This is a genomic window from Mesorhizobium sp. M1143 (assembly GCF_040318435.1).
GTDB lineage: Bacteria > Pseudomonadota > Alphaproteobacteria > Rhizobiales > Rhizobiaceae > Mesorhizobium.
Genome location: NZ_JAMYMJ010000056.1, coordinates 1 through 17,562 on the forward strand (window position 1 = coordinate 1; position 17,562 = coordinate 17,562).

At 64.3% G+C, this 17,562-nt stretch carries 15 protein-coding genes and 1 pseudogene; 5 read left to right on the forward strand and 11 right to left on the reverse strand.

From position 1 onward, the window contains the following. Nucleotides 1-341, forward strand: a pseudogene (locus tag NKH35_RS26505) (hypothetical protein); the annotation flags it as partial. A gap of 356 nt (nucleotides 342-697) precedes the next feature. On the opposite strand, the gene NKH35_RS26510 reads toward NKH35_RS26505, so the two are convergent. Both NKH35_RS26510 and NKH35_RS26515 read right to left on the reverse strand, forming a co-directional pair. Continuing rightward, a complete protein-coding gene (locus NKH35_RS26510) occupies nucleotides 698-1,096 on the reverse strand; it encodes a hypothetical protein (protein ID WP_352560037.1) in 399 nt (132 codons plus the stop codon). Between the two features lie 2 nt (nucleotides 1,097-1,098). Continuing rightward, nucleotides 1,099-2,202: a LacI family DNA-binding transcriptional regulator gene (locus NKH35_RS26515; protein ID WP_352560035.1), complete on the reverse strand. Its 1,104-nt coding sequence runs from the start codon at nucleotides 2,200-2,202 to the stop codon at nucleotides 1,099-1,101. A gap of 582 nt (nucleotides 2,203-2,784) precedes the next feature. Between NKH35_RS26515 and NKH35_RS26520 the strand changes: the two genes are divergently transcribed. The 3 genes from NKH35_RS26520 to NKH35_RS26530 all read left to right on the forward strand — a co-directional run bounded on the left by NKH35_RS26520 (nucleotide 2,785) and on the right by NKH35_RS26530 (nucleotide 6,439). Then, entirely contained in the window at nucleotides 2,785-3,747 is a 963-nt protein-coding gene (locus NKH35_RS26520; RefSeq protein WP_023684049.1) for a sugar-binding protein, read from the forward strand. 122 nt (nucleotides 3,748-3,869) lie between these two features. Beyond that, on the forward strand, nucleotides 3,870-5,408 hold the full coding sequence (locus NKH35_RS26525) for a sugar ABC transporter ATP-binding protein (protein ID WP_023672351.1): 1,539 nt from the start codon (nucleotides 3,870-3,872) through the stop codon (nucleotides 5,406-5,408). A gap of 44 nt (nucleotides 5,409-5,452) precedes the next feature. Then, nucleotides 5,453-6,439: an ABC transporter permease gene (locus NKH35_RS26530; protein ID WP_023672350.1), complete on the forward strand. Its 987-nt coding sequence runs from the start codon at nucleotides 5,453-5,455 to the stop codon at nucleotides 6,437-6,439. 2 nt (nucleotides 6,440-6,441) lie between these two features. Here NKH35_RS26530 and phnN read toward each other — a convergent pair whose 3' ends face one another. The 9 genes from phnN to NKH35_RS26575 all read right to left on the reverse strand — a co-directional run bounded on the left by phnN (nucleotide 6,442) and on the right by NKH35_RS26575 (nucleotide 16,235). Further along, on the reverse strand, nucleotides 6,442-7,071 hold the full coding sequence (phnN, locus tag NKH35_RS26535) for a phosphonate metabolism protein/1,5-bisphosphokinase (PRPP-forming) PhnN (RefSeq protein ID WP_023827374.1): 630 nt from the start codon (nucleotides 7,069-7,071) through the stop codon (nucleotides 6,442-6,444). After that, on the reverse strand, nucleotides 7,068-8,222 hold the full coding sequence (locus tag NKH35_RS26540; protein ID WP_023739733.1) for an alpha-D-ribose 1-methylphosphonate 5-triphosphate diphosphatase: 1,155 nt from the start codon (nucleotides 8,220-8,222) through the stop codon (nucleotides 7,068-7,070). Before NKH35_RS26540 ends, phnN begins: the two co-directional genes overlap by 4 nt. A 35-nt stretch (nucleotides 8,223-8,257) precedes the next feature. Continuing rightward, nucleotides 8,258-8,965 carry a DUF1045 domain-containing protein gene (locus NKH35_RS26545; RefSeq protein WP_023739734.1) on the reverse strand — a complete coding sequence of 236 codons (708 nt, stop codon included), beginning with the start codon at nucleotides 8,963-8,965 and terminating at the stop codon, nucleotides 8,258-8,260. A 137-nt stretch (nucleotides 8,966-9,102) separates the two neighbouring features. Beyond that, nucleotides 9,103-9,915 (reverse strand): 5-deoxy-glucuronate isomerase, encoded by an 813-nt coding sequence (gene iolB, locus NKH35_RS26550; protein ID WP_023672346.1) that lies wholly within the window; start codon nucleotides 9,913-9,915, stop codon nucleotides 9,103-9,105. 181 nt (nucleotides 9,916-10,096) lie between these two features. Next, complete coding sequence (locus NKH35_RS26555) at nucleotides 10,097-10,345, reverse strand: hypothetical protein (RefSeq protein ID WP_023672345.1); 249 nt, start codon at nucleotides 10,343-10,345, stop codon at nucleotides 10,097-10,099. Between the two features lie 9 nt (nucleotides 10,346-10,354). Beyond that, complete coding sequence (iolE, locus tag NKH35_RS26560; protein WP_352916911.1) at nucleotides 10,355-11,272, reverse strand: myo-inosose-2 dehydratase; 918 nt, start codon at nucleotides 11,270-11,272, stop codon at nucleotides 10,355-10,357. Between the two features lie 146 nt (nucleotides 11,273-11,418). After that, nucleotides 11,419-13,269 carry a 3D-(3,5/4)-trihydroxycyclohexane-1,2-dione acylhydrolase (decyclizing) gene (gene iolD, locus NKH35_RS26565; RefSeq protein ID WP_352609069.1) on the reverse strand — a complete coding sequence of 617 codons (1,851 nt, stop codon included), beginning with the start codon at nucleotides 13,267-13,269 and terminating at the stop codon, nucleotides 11,419-11,421. Between the two features lie 33 nt (nucleotides 13,270-13,302). Then, complete coding sequence (locus NKH35_RS26570; protein WP_352916913.1) at nucleotides 13,303-15,237, reverse strand: bifunctional 5-dehydro-2-deoxygluconokinase/5-dehydro-2-deoxyphosphogluconate aldolase; 1,935 nt, start codon at nucleotides 15,235-15,237, stop codon at nucleotides 13,303-13,305. Nucleotides 15,238-15,389: 152 nt separating this feature from the next. After that, nucleotides 15,390-16,235, reverse strand: a complete 846-nt coding sequence (locus NKH35_RS26575) for a MurR/RpiR family transcriptional regulator (RefSeq protein WP_023672343.1) — start codon at nucleotides 16,233-16,235, stop codon at nucleotides 15,390-15,392. A gap of 213 nt (nucleotides 16,236-16,448) precedes the next feature. Here NKH35_RS26575 and NKH35_RS26580 point away from each other — a divergent pair, with 213 nt between their 5' ends. Continuing rightward, a complete protein-coding gene (locus NKH35_RS26580) occupies nucleotides 16,449-17,558 on the forward strand; it encodes a Gfo/Idh/MocA family protein (RefSeq protein ID WP_352916915.1) in 1,110 nt (369 codons plus the stop codon). Nucleotides 17,559-17,562 lie beyond the last annotated feature (4 nt).

Below are 17,562 nucleotides of genomic sequence, written 5' to 3' on the forward strand. Positions count from 1 at the left end.
CCCGCGGCTTAACCCCGGGGGCGGGCGTAGCGGGGGCCCGGGGGGGGGGGGTGGGGGGGGGGGAAACGGGCGGCAGCTGGGGCGGGGGCGGCGCGGGGGGGGGGGGGGGCAGTGGAGTGACGGCCGGGGTCGGCGTCGGCATTGGCACACAGACAACGTCCACCAGCCCTAGGGATCCCAACACGCCGGCGGTGCCGACGCGACCGGCGGTGGTTGCCATCAGCGCCATGTCGGCCGGCCAGATCGCCAAGATGAAGAAACGCTGCGCCAGCGTGCTCAGCGGCAAGGGCACCTACGACCGGGACCTGAAGGAGCTCTGCCGGATATTGGCGCGGCGCTGAGTACCGCAACATCGCATCTGCCGTGGGGCGTCAGTCTCTCAGCCAGCCCCAATGCCGCAAGGTGGCGGGCATTCTTAGGGAGAGAGCTTTGCCGAGCGGTTCAGCGTTTCGCGGAAAGGCGGAACCGCTCAGGCTGTGCGCTTTCATCGGCGGCATTCCGCATGGCTTGGTCGCCGAGCCGAAGGAAGCGCCGCCCGGTTGCGGCCTTAATCTGACCTCTGCCGTCCGTCCGGTCACCCGTTTGGGCCGGCTCGAAGATTCGCCTCTGGCCTTTTGTATCGCCCGCTCTAGCTGCTTTGTGTTAGGCTCGTCATGTTAGCCTTGTCTTGCTGATGGAGGTTTTGATGGATCGGCGATCATTCTTGACAGCATTGTTCGGCGTTGCGGGGGCCGCGGCGCTTGCTACCGCGGTTCGGCCTCTCGAGGCCGTGGCCGGGGTTCCCAATGTCGGTAACGGCATTCTCGATGAAATCGACAAGCAGGATGCCAATTCGTTTGATGACGACGAAGGCCCGGGCGATGTCGAGCAGATATCGCATCGGCGATGGCACCATCGTCGCCACCACAGGCGGCATGTCTGGAGACGGCACTGCCGCACGTTCTGGCGGCATGGCCGGTTGCGCCGGCGCTGCTATCGCAGGCGCTCCTTTGTCGTCTTGCGGTTCTAACCGCGGCACGTTCCCGGATAGACCCTGCCCTGAGGCGCAAACACCAAACAGACCCATCCCGATTTGCATCGGGATGGGCTGGTTCAACTTTATCCAGCCACCGCTGCCACCGAATCCCGCTGCACCAGCGGGCATTCCAGCTTGGTGATGGGATAGCGGCCGCGGCCGGCAGGCGGCGGCACTTCGAGCTGTTCGATCGCCCATTGGCCCATCGCCATGTGCGGCAGGATCGATGTCGTCAGCGGCGGGAACAGATGGCGGGCGATCTCCTCGTCGTCATAGCCGACGACGGAGATGTCCTGCGGGATGTGCAGGCCCGCCTCCTTCAGCGCTTCGTAGCAGCCGATGGCCGTGCGGTCGTTCTGGCAGAAGATGGCGGTCGGGCGCTCTTTCAGCGCCAAAAGCTTCACGGTCGCGGCATAGCCGGCGCTCGCCGACCAGTCGCCCTCGACCACCAGTTCGGGATCGAACGGGATGTCGGCGGTGGCGAGCGCCCTGCGGTAGCCTTTCAGCCGGTCCTGCGCGGCCTGCATCCACGGCTCGCCGGTGATGGTGGCGATGCGGCGGTGGCCGTGGCCGATCAGATGCCGGGTCGAGTTCTGGCCGCCGGCGATCTCGGACGGCACCACGGCCGCGAAGGCATAATCGGCCGTGTAGCAGTTGAGCAGGATGACCGGGATGTCGAGGCCGTAGAGGAAGTCCGGCGCCGTGATCTCGCGGGTGAAGATGGTCATGTAGATCAGCGCCGAGATGCCGCGCCTGGTGAGCGCCGCAATGGCGCGCGGCTCCATGACGGCGTCGCTCATCGTCTGCGCCACGAGCAACACATTGCCGGCGTTCCACGACGCCTGGCGCGCGCCCTCGATGGCGACAACGGCTTCCGGGCTTGTCGCCAGCTGGTCGACAGCGAAACCGATGACACCGTCAAGTCCATCGAAGGCGGGAACAGGTTTGCGCAGCGCCGAGAAGGCGGGTGCTGCGTAGCCGAGCGCACGCGCGGCGTCGATCACCCGCTCGCGCGTCTGCTGCGACAGCCGGATGCCGGGCGAATCGTTGAGCACGAAAGAGACGGTCGCCTGCGAGCAACCGGCTGCCCTGGCGATGTCGGTCATGGTGACGCGGCCGCCCTTGGCGGCTCTCGCCGGCGCCTTGCGCCGCTTCGCCGTGTCGTCCGGATCCCTCGTCTCGCTCATGGTACTGCGTCCCAATCCCCAGCCTGTTTAGTCGCAAGCCTGCCACACCGACAAGATGGTGTCGCGCCGTCGACCAATGGAAATAGTCGAAGGCGTTTATCTTTATTAGCAGCTTTGAAGTTCGCCGCCATGCCGCTTCGGGCCGCGTGAAATTCGAGGACTGCAAGGCATCTGCTTGCGCGAAGCCGTGCTGCACCTGTTCGGGCAAACTAGAACTAGGGGCCACCGCCGAGTGTCCGCGCGAGACCTCTGCTAATAGTGTTTACTAATACAAAACGACGCTGTAACGTCAATCCGCCGTGTCCGGTCAGGTGGGACCCCGTGCGGCGAGAAGTGCACGTGAATGGCCCGATGGCGAGCGGGGTTTGCCTCCGCAAGCCTGGTCTCGGACATGTGATATGTCAGACAAATCAGACTATTTACGAGCACGGGATGAGTCTCTAAAGTCCGTGATCGCGACCGACGACGCCATTCTTCAGCGCCGGGAACCCCTGAGGAGGAGGGCGTCCAAATCGCGAGCGGCAAGTCAGTGAATGCAAGATCGGTTCAGTCCGACGACTGAGCCAAAACGGGAGGTTGAACATGAAATCCTTGATACGACATGCATCCGTGGCCACCGCAGCCCTGCTGCTCGGCCTGACCGCGACAGCCATTGCGCGCGCCGACGACAAACCGACGCTGGCCTTCGTCGTCAACGGCGCTTCCGATTTCTGGAAGGCCGCCGAAGCCGGCGTCAAGAAGGCGCAGGCCGAATTGCCCGACTACAATCTCGAACTCAAATATCCCGAGCAGTCCTCGGTCGCCATCCAGCAGCGGCTGATGGACGATCTGGTGACCGCCGGCGTCAAGGGCATCATGGTCTCGGCCGTCGACCCCAAGACCTCGACCGACGGCCTGAACAAGATCGCGTCGGAAACGGCGCTGTTCACCACCGACTCCGATGCCCCGCAGACCAAGCGCGTCGCCTATATCGGCTCGTCCAATGTCGACGCCGGCAAGCAGGCGGCCGAGATCGCCAAGAAGGCGATGCCGGACGGCGGCAAATGCCTCGGCTTCGTCGGCCTGCTCGGCGCCGACAATGCCAAGGAGCGCATCCAGGGCATGAAGGACGGCCTCGCCGGCAGCAAGATCGAACTGGTGGACGTGCGCGGCGACGACATCGACCAGGCGCGCGCCAAGAAGAATGTCGAGGACGCGCTGGTCGCCAGCCCCGACATCACCTGCATGGTCGGCTTCTACTCCTACAACACGCCGCGCATCTATGAAGCGCTGCGCGACGCCGGCAAGCTCGGCTCGATCACCGTCGTCGGCTTCGATGACGATCCGATCACGCTGGGCGGCGTCAAGGAAGGCACCGTGGCGGCGACCGTCGTGCAGCAGCCCTTCGAATGGGCCTATCAGGGCATGAAGCTGATGGCCGCCTATCTCAAGGGCGACAAATCAGGCATTCCGGAAGGCGGCCTGATCATCATCCCGACCAAGATCATCGGTAAGGACGATGTCGACGCCTATGCCGCCAATCTGAAGGCGATGTCCGGAAACTGAGACCACGAGCAGTTGCGCCGGCTCAGGGTTCGCCTTGAGCCGGCGATCGTGTTGACGGGCCGGCCAAGGCCCGTCAGTCTGTAGCCCACCGGCTGCTGGCAAGCCTGATCAAATATGGCGTGATGAATTATTCCGACCCATCCATCGTCGCAACCACCCCGTTCCTCGGCCTCGAGAACGTGCGCAAGACCTATCCGGGCGTGGTGGCGCTGGACGGCTTTTCCATGGAAGTCAGGCCGGGCGAGGTGATCGGCCTGGTCGGCGAAAACGGCGCCGGCAAGTCGACCTTGATGAAGATCCTCGGCGGCGTCACCAGGCCGGACAGCGGCGCCATCACCGTCGACGGCGTTGCGCATGACGGGCTCACCGTCGAAGGCAGCCTGGGGTCGGGCATCGCCTTCGTCCACCAGGAACTCAATCTGTTCGAAAACCTCGATGTTGCCGCCAATATCTTCTTCGGCCGCGAGCCGTTGCGCGGCGGGCCGCTGAGATTGGTCGACCGCGCCAAGCTGCGCGAAATGGTGGCGCCGCTGCTGAAGCGTGTCGGCGCCAACTTTTCCGCCGATACGCCGGTTGCCTCGCTGTCGCTTGCCCAGCAGCAGATGGTCGAGATCGCCAAGGCGCTGTCGATCAAGGCCCGGCTGGTCATCCTCGACGAGCCGACATCGAGCCTGCCGCTTGCCGAAACCGACAAGCTGCTCGACGTCATCAAGGCGCTGAAGGCCGATGGCATCAGCGTCATCTTCATTTCGCACCGGCTGCATGAGGTCGAGCGCGTCGCCGACCGCGTCGTGGTGCTGCGCGACGGCATGCTGGCCGGCACCTTGCCGAAGAGCGCCATCAACCACGACCAGATGGTCAAGCTGATGATCGGCCGCATGCTGAAGGAGCGCGAGAAGGCCTCCGAGGCGGCTCGGGCGCCGGGCGCCACGGCTCTCTCGGCCAAAGCCATCCGCACCCCCGCCTACCCTGCCCGGCCGGTCGACCTCGACATCAGGCGCGGTGAAATCCTCGGCCTTGCCGGTCTTGTCGGTTCCGGCCGCACCGAACTGGCGCGGGTGTTCTTCGGCATCGACAGCACGCTTGGCGGTGGGCTCGAACTCGACGGCAAGCCGCTTGTGCTGGGTTCGGCGGCCGATGCGGTCGCGCATGGCATTTTTCTGGTTCCGGAAGACCGCAAGCTGACCGGCATTTTGCTTGACCTGTCGATCGCGCAGAACATCTCGCTGCCCAACCTGCCGGCGCATGCGAAGCGTCGACTGGTGTCGGCAAGCGCCGAGACCGCCACCGCCGAGAAGCAGAAGAGCAATCTCGGCATCAAGGCGCCGTCGGTGCAGACGCGAACCGGCACGCTGTCGGGCGGCAACCAGCAGAAGGTGGTGCTGGGCAAATGGCTGGCGATGAACCCGAAGGTGATGATCCTCGATGAGCCTACGCGCGGCATCGATATCGGCGCCAAGGCCGAGATTTACGGGCTGATGCGAGCCTTGGCCGATGCCGGCGTGGCCGTGCTGATGATCTCCAGCGACATGGAAGAGGTGATCGGCGTGTCCGACCGCATCGCCGTCATGCATGAGGGCCAGATCTCGGGCATTCTCGACAAAGAACAATTCAGCCAGGAAAACGTGCTGTTGCTGGCGGTCGGCAAGCCGGCAAACTAGCGGGCTTCAGGCGATTGCCGGTCCGGCGCATTGGGGAGAAGACGATGAGCAAAAAAGATCTCGGCCTGCTGATCCTGATCCTGGTGGTCGGCGCCGTGGTGACCGCCATCAACCCGCGCTTTCTTTTGCCGATCAACCTCGCCAACACCTCGAACCTGATCGGCCTGTTCGGGATCCTCGCCATCGGCCAGGCCTTCGTCATCATTACCGGCGGCATCGAATTGTCGGTGGGATCGCTGGTGGCGCTGCTCGGCACGCTATTCATCGATTTCATCGCCGTGCGCGACATGCCATGGCCGCTGGCGCTGCCGCTGATCCTGGTGCTGGGCGGCATCATCGGACTGGCGCATGGCTGGCTGATCACAAGGCTGAAATTGCAGCCCTTCGTGGTCACGCTGTGCGGCCTTTTGATCTATCGCGGGGTCGCCCGTTTCTATACCGCCGACGGCACCGCCGGCTTCGCCTTCGGCCAGAATTTTCCCGAGCTCGAATTCCTCACCGCGGGCCGCAGCTATGGCGTGCCCAACAGCTTCATCGCACTGATCGTCATTTCGATCGTCATGTGGGTGGTGCTGCACCGCTCGGTGTTCGGACGCTACCTCTATGCCATCGGCAAGAACGAAGAGGCGGCGAAATATTCGGGAATTCGCACCGGCCGTGTCGTCATGGCCGCCTATGTCATCTGCGGCGTGCTGACGGCGCTGTCGGCGATCTATTTCGCCATGTACACGCGCTCGATCTCGCCGGCCAGCCACGGCCAGTTCTACGAGCTCTACGCCATTGCCGCCGCCGTTCTCGGCGGCTTCTCGCTGCGCGGCGGCGAAGGCTCGCTGGTCGGCGTCATCCTGGGCACCGTGCTGCTGCAGGAGTTGCAGAACCTGGTCAATCTGCTCGGCATCCCGTCCTCGCTCAACTTCGCGGTGATGGGCGGCGTGATCCTGATCGGCGTGCTGGTCGACCAGCAATGGGGCGTGTTCCGCGCAAGGCGGCTGATGCTCGATGCCAGCCGGAAGACTGTCGCGGCGGAGTAGCGCTACATCACGCCGGATATATCCGAGAAGGCCATCGCCTTGCGCAGCACCTCGGCGAAGCGTTCTCCGGCGGCTTCGCGCTGGCCGCCATTGTCGATCGAGGTGACGCCGGAGCCGGACAAAGCGATATTGGCGCTGCGGGCGAGCCGAGCCAGCACTTCGCCGCGCGATTCGCGGCCGCGCTGGGCGAGACGCTCGGCGAGGATTTCCGGCGAGGCGGTGATCTCGACGACAGCCAGATTGGCATAGCGCTCCCGCAGCACCGGGATGACTGCGCGCGAGACATTGGCGACCGCGACATAGCCGTTGGCGATGGACGAGTCGACATCGGCCGGAATGCCGTAGCGCAGGCCGTGCGCCTCCCAGGAAATGGCGAAGGCGCCGTCGGCCTCGGCTTCGACAAAGGCCGCGTCGGCCAGCGTGTCGTGATCCTCGCTTGCCGCATCGCTCGGCCTGGTGATGACCCGGCGGACGAACTCCAGCCTCGTCTCGTCGGCAAACAAGGTGCGGGCATAACCGATTACCGTATCCTTGCCGGCGCCACTCGGGCCGACGACGGCGACAAACACGCCGTTGCGGAGCGGAAAGGCCTCGCTGCTGAGTTCGCGCTCGATCGACGCCGAGACCATCAGGCGACCCGGCGCCCTTGGCGCCAGACAGTGCGCACGACCGGCACATGGTCGTCGACGCGCACACGCACGAGGTCGGCGCGGCGGCCCTGTTCGATGACGCCGCGGTCGTTTAGGCCGATCGCCTCGGCCGGATTCTTCGACACCATCGCAACCGCCTGCGGCAGGGAAATGCCCTCGACGACGTCGCCGAGGAAGAAGGCCGACTGGATCAGGCTGAAGGGAATGTAGTCGGACGACAATATGTCGAGCAGGCCGTCGCCGGCCAGCGTGCGGGCCGAGACGTTGCCCGAATGCGAGGAGCCGCGCATGACGTTGGGCGCGCCCATCAGCACGCCGAGCCCGGCATCCTTCGAGGCCTTGGCGGCTTCCAGCGTGGTCGGGAATTCCGCGACGCGCACGCCCTGCTCGATCGCTTCGTCGACATGGCCCGATGTGGCGTCGTCATGGCTCGCCAGCACAATGCCCCGCTCGTTGCAGGCGGCTGATATCGCCACCCGGTTCGGTCCCGAATTCTTCGCTGATTCCGACATCCGCTTTTCGCAGAACAATTGGAAGTCGCGATCGGTCAGCTTCAGCTTGCGCTGGTAGTAATAGGCGTAGGTCTCGAGATTGACGAACTGGCGCTGTCCCGGCGCATGGTCCATCAGCGAGGCCAGTTTGACCCGCTCGTCGCCATCGAAATTGGCGAAAGCCCGCAAGCAATCCGGCGCCGAGACCTCGCAGCGCAGGTGCAAGAAATGGTCGGCCCGCAACCGGTCTTTCGCGACGCTGTCCTCGATCGCGCCGGCGAGCTTGCGGATGTCGTCGCAGGTAATATCCGCGTCCTCGTCCATGCCGACACGCAAAGCGTCGAGCACGGTGGTGATGCCGGCGGTGGCCACCTGCGCGTCATGGGCAAGGACGGCGGCGATCGGGTTCCAGCGCACTTTCGGGCGCGGCGCATAGTGGCCTTCGAGATGGTCAGTGTGCAGCTCGACCAGGCCGGGAATGATGTAGTCGCCGCCCATGTCCTCGCCGCCCATGCCCCCGCCGGTGTGGCCGGTGCCGGCGTCGACGCCGGAGATAAAACCGTCGCGCAGCACGAGCGACCCTTCGACGATCTCGTCGGCAAGCACGATGCGGGCGTTGTGGAGAACAGTTTCGGCGGTCATTTCAGGCGGTCCCTGGTTACTCGGACGAATTGCGGTTAGGCGGTTTTTCGGGCAGCGCGGCGGCCGAGCGCATGATGCGAAAGCACCATGAACGGAGCGCCCGGTTCGGTTTCGACGAACAGCGTCAGCGCATCCACCAGCACCGGCTGCTGCAGCACATCGGCGAACAGGCTGTCGATTGCCGCGCGCAGACGTTGGCTTTCCTGCGGCCCGGCCCGGCCGGACAGCGTCATGTGGAAGCGAAAGGTCTCGAACACGTAGGGGTAGCCCCACTGACAGAGATTGCGGAACTCGGCCGGTTTCAGCGAATCCGGGCTGCGCCGTTCGATTTCCGCTTCGGTGAGCGGCGCGCGAAAACGGTCGAAGCTAAGCACGACATCATCGGCGAAACGGTTGAGCGGCGGCAGCGGACCTTCCGGCACCAAAGCGAAGAAACCATCGATCTGGCTGACGACCAGGCGCGGGATGGTGACCGTCGGCGTTGCTTTGGCAAAGGCGTCCAGCGCCGCGCGCAACGAGCTTTCGGTTTCGTTGGCGGCCAACCGGAAGGGCGCTTTCAGCGTCGCATGAAAACCGTAGCGCCGCGCCGATGCGGTGTGAAAGGCGACTTCGGCCGCCGACAGCTCGCCCACCGCCTCGACCGGCCTGGTGGCGGCGCCAAAGGGGTCGCGACCCAGCCAGTTGGCGGCGATCCGCGCCAACGGCTCGTCCTGCCTCGGGGTGAAATAGATGGCGTAGCGCATCGAAAAAAATCCTCGTCAGCCCGCTGCCATAGGTGATTTCCATGACGGATTGACGAAGCTTATGCGAGTTTTCGAAGGCAAATCGACCCCATGGATCGTTAGCCGACGATTTTTCTTCCGGCGCAAGCGAAGGCCGATCAGGCCTTCATGAGCCATTCGTGCTCGGGCGCGTTGTGGAACTTCCACGTCCGCTTCGGCCCGGCCATGACGTTAAGGTAATAGAGGTCGTAGCCGTGACAGGCCGCGCACGGATGATAGCCCTTGGGCACCAGCACGACATCGCCGTCCTCGATCGCCATCGCCTCGTCCAGTTCGCGGGCGCCCGACTTGTCGGCGTCGGTGTAGACGCGCTGGAAGGCAAAGCCCTGCGGCGGGTTGAGGCGGTGGTAATAGGTTTCCTCAAGATAGGATTCGGCCGGCAGATTGTCCTGATCGTGCTTGTGCGGCGGGTAGCTCGATGTGTGGCCACCGGGCGTGATGACCTCGACCACCAGCAGCGAGTCGGCGGGCTTGCCCTCGGGCAATATGTTGGTGACGTAGCGCGTGTTGGTGCCTTTGCCCCGAGTCTCCTGGCCGAGGTCGTCGGGTGCGATGACGCGAACGGGCAAGCCGCCGCCCAGGCCCGGCGCCGAGCAGACCGCGAGTTCGAGATCGGTGTCGGCGGTGACCGACCAGTCCGAACCCTCCGGAATATAGACCGACCACGGCTTGCCCTCGAAGGGCGACATGCGCTCGCCGAGCAGGCCGAGTTCCTGGCCGCCGGCCCTTGCCGTGCCCTTGCCGGTGACGAACACCAGGCAGACTTCGCGATCCTGCGTCTTGCCGGATGCGGTCTCGCCCGGCTTCAGGCGGTGCAGGTCGAAGCCGACATAGGTCCATCCGGCGCTTTTGGGCGTGACATGGGCGACGCGGCCATGGCCCTTGTCGGCTTTGACGAGCAGTTTCGACATGTTTTGTCTCTCCTATCGCAAGTCTTCGAGGTCGGCCTCTCAACTTCGTCATCCTAGAGCGAAGCTCCGTCGCGAAGACCCTAGGATGACGAAGCGAGGGACGTTCCGGCCAATCACCGACGTAGGCGATACGCCAGGTGTCGAGTGTCCGACCCGCAAGCCCTTCCGAGCCACGGCCGCTTCATTCCTTCGGTTCGGCGTCCGCCTTCGCTTCGCCGGTCTTCGGTCGATCAGGCGCAGCCTTGCTCTCCTCCACCGGCTTGTAAAGATAGAAGAACTGCCACACCGCGTAGGCGGCAAAGCCGAGCGCAATGATGCCCCAGAATGGGGTGCCGGAGGCGAATTCTATTCCGGCCCAGATCACGCAGACGGCGACGACGGCAACGCGCCGCCACAGCGGCCGGAAGAACGGGTGCTCGTAATCCTTCATCGGACCGGCTTACGCATTGGGAAAGCCTTGCGTCTCGACCGTGTAGCCGGCCGCCGTCATCACCCGCATCAGCTCCTTGTAACCCACGTGGGCCATCTTCAGCGGCGGGTTCTTTTTCGGGTCCTGCTCGGCCTCGACGACGAACCAGCCTTCATAGCCATGGTCGGCGAAGCGCTGCACGATGGCGCCGAAATCGAGCGAACCGTCGCCAGGCACCGTGAAGGCACCGAGCGCCACGGCGTCGAGAAAGGACTGCTTTGTGCGGTCGAGCCCGTCGATCACGCCCATGCGCACATCCTTCACATGGACATGGCTGATGCGCTTGTGGTGGTTGTCGATGGCGCGCAGCACGTCGCCACCGGCAAAGGCGAGATGCCCTGCATCGAGCAGCAACGGAATGCCTTCGCCGGAATGGCGCATGAAGGCATCGAGCTCCGGCTCGGTCTCGACCACCGCCGCCATGTGATGGTGATAGGACAGCGGCATGCCTTGCTCGGCGCACCATTCGCCGAATTCGGTGAGGCGCCTGGCATAGGCCCTCATCTCGTCGTTGGACAATTTCGGCTTCGTGGCGAGAGGCCTGGAGCGATCACCCTGGATCGAGCGGCCGACCTCGCCATAGACGATGCAAGGCGCATTCACCGCCTTGAACAGGTCGATCATCGGCTGGATGCGATCCTTGTTCTTGCCCATGTCCTCATCGACCAGCGTGCCGGAGAACCAGCCGCCGCACAGCGTCACGTCGGCCTTTTTCAGGATCGGCAGCATGATTTCGGGCTCGTTTGGGAAACGCCGGCCCATTTCCATGCCGGTGAAGCCGGCAGAGCGCGACTGGCGCAGGCACTCTTCCAGCGAGACGTCGTCGCTGAGTTCGGCAAGATCATCGTTCCACCACGCAATGGGGGACATGCCCAGTTTGGCTTTCAAGTTTTAGCTCCGGTTTCTTGTTCACCCTCCCGTTGTGGGGAGGGTCGCTGCGAAGCAGCGGGGTGGGGTGCGGCGCCAGACCCCCACCCGGACCTTCGGTCCGACCTCCCCACAAGGGGGAGGTAGGGGGCAGCGCTGACTTAGCATCAATCGCCAATAGTCTGCATCTGCCGCTTTTCGTCATAGGCCTTGCGGGCTGCGTTGACCTGCGGCCGTGCGGAGACTTCCGGCACCGCGACATCCCACCAATGGCCGCCGGCATCGGTGGAAATCAGCGGGTCGGTGTCGATGACCAGCACGGTGGTGCGGTCGTTGGTTTTCGATTTTTGCAGCGCGGTCTCCAGGCCGGTGATCGACGGCACCTTCTCGGCAATAGCGCCCATGCTCGCCGCATGCGCGGCGAAGTCGATGTCGGGCAAGATCTCGTGGCGCGCGTCCTTCAGGAGGTTGTTGAAGTTAGCGCCGCCGGTGGCCATCTGCAGCCGGTTGATGCAGCCATAACCCCTGTTGTCGAGCACCACTATGGTCAGCTTCAGGCCGAGCATCACCGACGTGGCGATTTCGGAATTCATCATGAGGTATGAGCCGTCCCCGACCATGACGACGACCTCCTGGTCGGGCTTGGCCATCTTGGCGCCGAGCCCGCCGGCAATCTCGTAGCCCATGGTCGAGAAGCCATATTCGCCATGGTACGAGCCGGGCGCGCCTGCCTGCCAGAGCTTGTGCAACTCGCCCGGCAGGCCGCCCGACGCATTCAGCAGCGTTACGCCGGACCCGAGCGCGCGCTGCACGGCGCCGATCACCTGCGCGTCCGAAGGGAAGGCGGCGTTGGTCGACGCCGTCACCTTGGAGGCTTCGGCCTGCCAGGCCTTCTTGCCTTGGGTCGCATTGTCGGTCCATGTCGCCGGTGCTTTCCACTTCCCCAGCGCAGCACCGAGTTCGGCGAGCCCTTCGGCCGCATCGGCGACCAGCGGCAGCGCGCGGTGCTTGCCGGCGTCGAAAGGCTGCACGTTGAGCCCGATGATGGTCTTGCCGGAGTTCTTGAACAGCGCCCACGAGCCGGTGGTGAAATCCTGCAGGCGGGTGCCGATGGCGAGCACGACATCGGCTTCTTCCGCCAGCCGGTTGGCCGCGGACGTGCCGGTGACGCCGACCGCCGCCATGTTGAGCGGATGTGTGTCGGGCAGCGAGGATTTGCCGCCTTGCGTCTCGCAGACCGGAATGCCGGCGCTCTCGGCGAATTTCGCCAGTTCATCCGAAGCCTGCGAATACAGCACGCCGCCGCCGGCGATGATCAGCGGTTTTTTCGCACCCTTCAGCGCGGTGACCGCCGCCGCCAATTCATGCCGGTCCGGACGCGGACGGCGCTGGTGCCAGACGCGCTCGGCGAAAAAGCTCTCGGGATAGTCATAGGCCTCGGCCTGCACGTCCTGGCAGAGCGACAGCGTCACCGGGCCGCATTCCGCCGGATCGGTCAGCACCTGCATGGTCCGCGCCAATGCCGGGATGATCTGCTCGGGACGGGTGATGCGGTCGAAATAGCGCGACACCGGACGGAAGCAGTCATTGACCGTCGCGGTGCCGTCGGAAAAGTCCTCGGCCTGCTGCAGCACCGGGTCGGGAATGCGGTTGGCGAAGACATCGCCCGGCAAAAACAGGACGGGCAACCTGTTTACATGGGCGAGCGCCGCCGCCGTCACCATGTTGAGCGCACCGGGGCCGATCGAAGAGGTCGCGGCCATGAAGCGGCGGCGGAAATTGGCCTTGCCATAGGCGATCGCCGCATGCGCCATCGCCTGCTCATTGTGGGCGCGGAAGGTCGGCAATTCGTCGCGCAGCTGGTACAGCGCCTCGCCGATGCCGGCGACATTGCCGTGACCGAAGATCGCCCACACACCGCCGAAGATGGGCACTCGTCTGCCGTCGATCTCGGTCATCTGCTTGCTCAGAAAGCGGGTCAGCGCCTGCGCCATCGTCAGGCGGATTGTCTTGCTCATGGTGTTTTCCTCCGCAGTCCTCTTGCCGCGCCTTTATGCTGCTTTACGGCCACGCGCGGCAAGCCACGCTTTGGTCAACTGTTCGAAGCGCGCGGCCATGTCGGCGATAGCCTCGTCATCCGTCATCTTGCCCGCCAGCCATTGTTCGGCGGCGTGGACGAAGATGGTGCGGCCGACGGCAAAGCCCTTGACGATCGGTGCCTTGGCGGTGGCGGCAAAGGCCGCTTCCAGTTCGTCCTGCGGCGCTTCGAGACCCAGCAGCACGACGCCACGACACCAGGGATCGTGCTTCAGGATCACCGCTTCGATCTTGGCCCAGGCGCCGGCCGACGCCTGCGGTTCGAGCTTCCACCAGTCCGGCTTGATGCCAAGCGCATAGAGTTCTTCCAGGGCGCGCGGGATGGTCGTTTCGTCGAGCTTGCCGTGCTTGCCGGCGATGATCTCGACCAGAAGCTCCCGGCCGACCTTCCGCGCGGCTTCGAACAGCGAGCGCAGCTTCTGCTGCTGCTCATCCTTGAGCGCTGCCGGATCGTCGGGGTGATAGAAGCACAGGCATTTGATGCAGTGGTCGACCGGCCATTCCACCAGTTGCGAGCCGATGTCCTGCGAGAACTCGAAGCGCAGCGGCCGCGAGCCCGGCAGTTCGACGGGACGGCCGAGCCAGGCAAAGGGGTGGCGGGCGAATTCGAACATCGCTTCGCGGCCATGCTTCTCGTCGATCAGCATGCCATAGCCGTCGCGGCCGGCGGCGACTTTCGCCGCAGCCTTGACCGCCAGCACCTTGAAATCGCGGATGCGCGCCGGATCGGCGCCGGTCTTTGCCGCGACGTCCTCAAGCTGCACACGGTGGTCGCAGGCGAGCGCCATCATCGAGGGGATATCGCGGCGGCGGGTCGTCGCCCAATGGATGTGGTTGATCGCCTCGTCCTTGCGCAACGCTAAGTGCTTGCTGCCGTTCTTGAGGAAGAACTGCAATTCCTCGAAGGTCGGATATTCCGGCGCGCAGAGCAGCCGCGACACGGCGAAGGCGCCGCAGGCATTGGCCCAGGTCGCCGCCGTTGCCAGGTTTTCGCCACCGAGCCAGCCGCGCAGAAAACCGGACATGAAGGCATCACCCGCGCCGAGCACATTGTAGATCTCGATCGGAAAGCCCTTGCCGACGATACCGTCTTCCAGATCGTCGCTGACCGGCCCGTCATAGACGATGCAGCCCATGGCGCCGCGCTTCAGTACGATGGTTGCCTTGGACAGCGCGCGGATCGTCTTCAGCGCGCTCAGGCAATCGTCGGCGCCCGAGGCGATCATGATCTCTTCCTCGGTGCCGACGATGAGGTCGCAATCGGGCAGCACCGTCTTCAGCTGGGCTGAGACGCGGTCGGATTTGACATAGCGCTCAAAACCTTCGGCATGGCCGGCGAGGCCCCAGAGGTTGGGGCGGTAGTCGATGTCGAACACCACCTTGCCGCCCCTGGCCTTGATGATGCGGATCGCCTTGCGCTGGGCGGCGTCGCTGTTGGGCCGGGAAAAATGCGTGCCGGTGACGACGATGGAACGGGCCGAGGCGATGAAGGCTTCATCGATGTCTTCTTCGGCGAGCGCCATGTCGGCGCAGTCGCTGCGATAAAAGATCATTGGCGAGACGCCTTCGCTCTCGACCGAAAGCAGCACCAGGGCCGTCAGCCGTTCCTGGTCGGTCTTGAGCCCATCGACATTGACGCCTTCGCGCCTGAGCTGCTCGCGGATGAAGCGGCCCATCTGCTCGTCGCCGACGCGGGTGAGCAGCGCCGAGCGCAGGCCTAGTCTCGCCGTGCCAACCGAGATGTTGGCCGGGCAGCCGCCGACCGATTTGGCGAAGGAGGTGATGTCCTCCAGCCGCGAGCCGATCTGCTGGCCGTAAAGGTCGACGGAAGCGCGACCGATGGTGATGACATCGAGCGTCGCCTGTTTGGCGTCCATGGCTTCGCTCATTGGAACCTCCCGTCGGTCTTGTTGTCTTGAGCAACGTAGTTGGGGGACACGCGCGAGCGGCAGCGTGGCGCCGGGAATATGAAATAATAATTCCAATCCATAGTCAATATGGAATGAGCATTCCTCCGCGAATTCGAGCGCCGGGCGCCGGCCTAGGCCTTACGCTTCTTTCCGGTGCTGCGCCGCTTCTCGCCGACGCCGACGGTGAGCGCCATGGCCAGCGCCATGGTGGCCGACAGCGAGCGGAAGCCGGCGAAATCGGCCTCGGCGACCTCGAACCAGACCTTGGCGAACTGGGCGAGTGGCGAAAACGAACTGTCGGTGATGGCGACGATCGGCACGCCCTGTTCGGAAATGGTGCGGGCCTCCTCGATGGTGGCCGGTGCGTAGGGCGAGAAGCTGATGGCGATGACGGCGTCCGCCGGGGTGGCGAAGGCGACCATTTCGGCATTGAGGCCGGCGGCGGATTCGATCAGCTGGTTGCGGATCTTCAGTTTGCCCAGCGCATAGGCGATGTAGCTCGCCACCGGATAGGAGCGGCGCTTGGCCAGGACATAGATGGTCTCGGCCTTGGCCAGCAGCGCAATTGCGTCTTCCAGATGGGCCTCGTCCAGCGAGCGTGAGATGTCGTTGAGCGAAGTGCTGGCGGCGGCGACGAAGCCGTCGAAGATGGCGCGGTGTCCAGCACCCGCATCGGCCTTGGCGCGCAGCGCCTGCAGGCGTTCGTCATAAGAGGAATTGCGCTCGCGCAGCCGCTCGCGAAACACCTGCTGCAGGCTGGTGAAGCCGTCGAAGCCTAGTTGCTGGGCAAAGCGGATCAAGGTGGACGGCTGCACGCCCGCCGAAGCGGCGATGCTGGCGGCGGTGCCGAAGGCGATGTCATCGGGATTGTCGAGCGCATAGGCGGCGATCTGGGCGATGCGCTTGGGCAAGGTTTCACGGCGATCGAGGATCGTGGCGCGCAGCGTCTCGAAGTCGCGAGGTACCCGTTCGTCCATCGTCGCCCCGTCCAAGCTCATCTAGAGCATGATGCCGAAAAGTGTGCAGCGGTTTTCGGACGACATCATGCTCTCTTTAACTCAAGTGACGTCCTCTCTGCCCCATCATAGCGAGCCTGCGCAAGAAGGCCATAAAAAATGAGGCAGACATTCCATTCGGAGAAGAAATGGACTAATTCATCCATCGATCGCTTCAGGTATTGGGAGAAAGAAATGGTCGGCGTTGGTCTTATCGGCACGGGTTTCATGGGCAAATGCCACGCCATTGCGTGGAGCGCCGTCGGCGCCGTCTTTCCCGATGTCGCCAAGCCGAAGCTGGTCCATCTCGGCGAGGTCAACGAGGAGCTGGCCAAGCGCAAGGCCGGTGAGTTCGGCTTCGCCAAGGCGTCGGGCGACTGGCGTGCCGTCGTCAACGACCCCGAGGTCGATATCGTCTCGCTGACCACGCCCAATCAGTTCCATCCGGAGATGGCCATCGCTATTCTCGAAGCCGGCAAACATCTGTGGTGCGAGAAGCCGATGGCGCCGAGCTTTGCCGAAGCAGCGGCGATGGCGGCCGCGGCGAAGAAGTCCGGCAAGGTCGCAGCGCTTGGTTACAACTACATACAGAGCCCGGCCATCCGCCACATCGGCGCGCTGCTCGAGGAAAAGATCATCGGCGAGGTCAACCATCTGCGCATCGAGATGGACGAGGACTTCATGGCCGACCCCGAAGCGCTGTTCTTCTGGAAGCATGAGGCCGCATCCGGCTATGGCGCGCTCGACGATTTCGCCGTGCATCCGCTGTCGCTGGTCTCGACGCTGTTCGGCCGCGTCGCAAAAGTCATCTGTGACATGGCCAAGCCCTATGTCGACCGCAAGCTGGCCGCCGGCGGCCGCCGCGCCGTCGAGACCTACGACATCGCCAGCGTGCTGATGCATCTGGAAAACGGCATTGCCGGCACGCTGCTGGTCAACCGCTCGGCCTGGGGCCGCAAGGGCCGCATCGCCATCCAGATTTTCGGCTCCAAGGGATCGATCCTGTTCGACCAGGAGCGGATGAACGAAATCCAGCTCTATGTCACCGCCGATCGCCCGACCGAACAGGGCTACCGCACCATATTGGTGGCGCCGCACCACAAGCCTTACGACGCCTTCCTCCCGGCGCCCGGCCATGGCCTCGGTTTCAACGACCTCAAGATCATCGAGTGCCACGAATTGCTGACGCGGCTTGCCGGCAAGCCGGCACGGGTCATCGAATTTGCCGAAGGGCTGGAGATCGAGCGCACCGTGCACGCGATGGCGAGGTCGTTCGAGGAGAAGCGCTGGGTGGATGTGCGGTAAGATC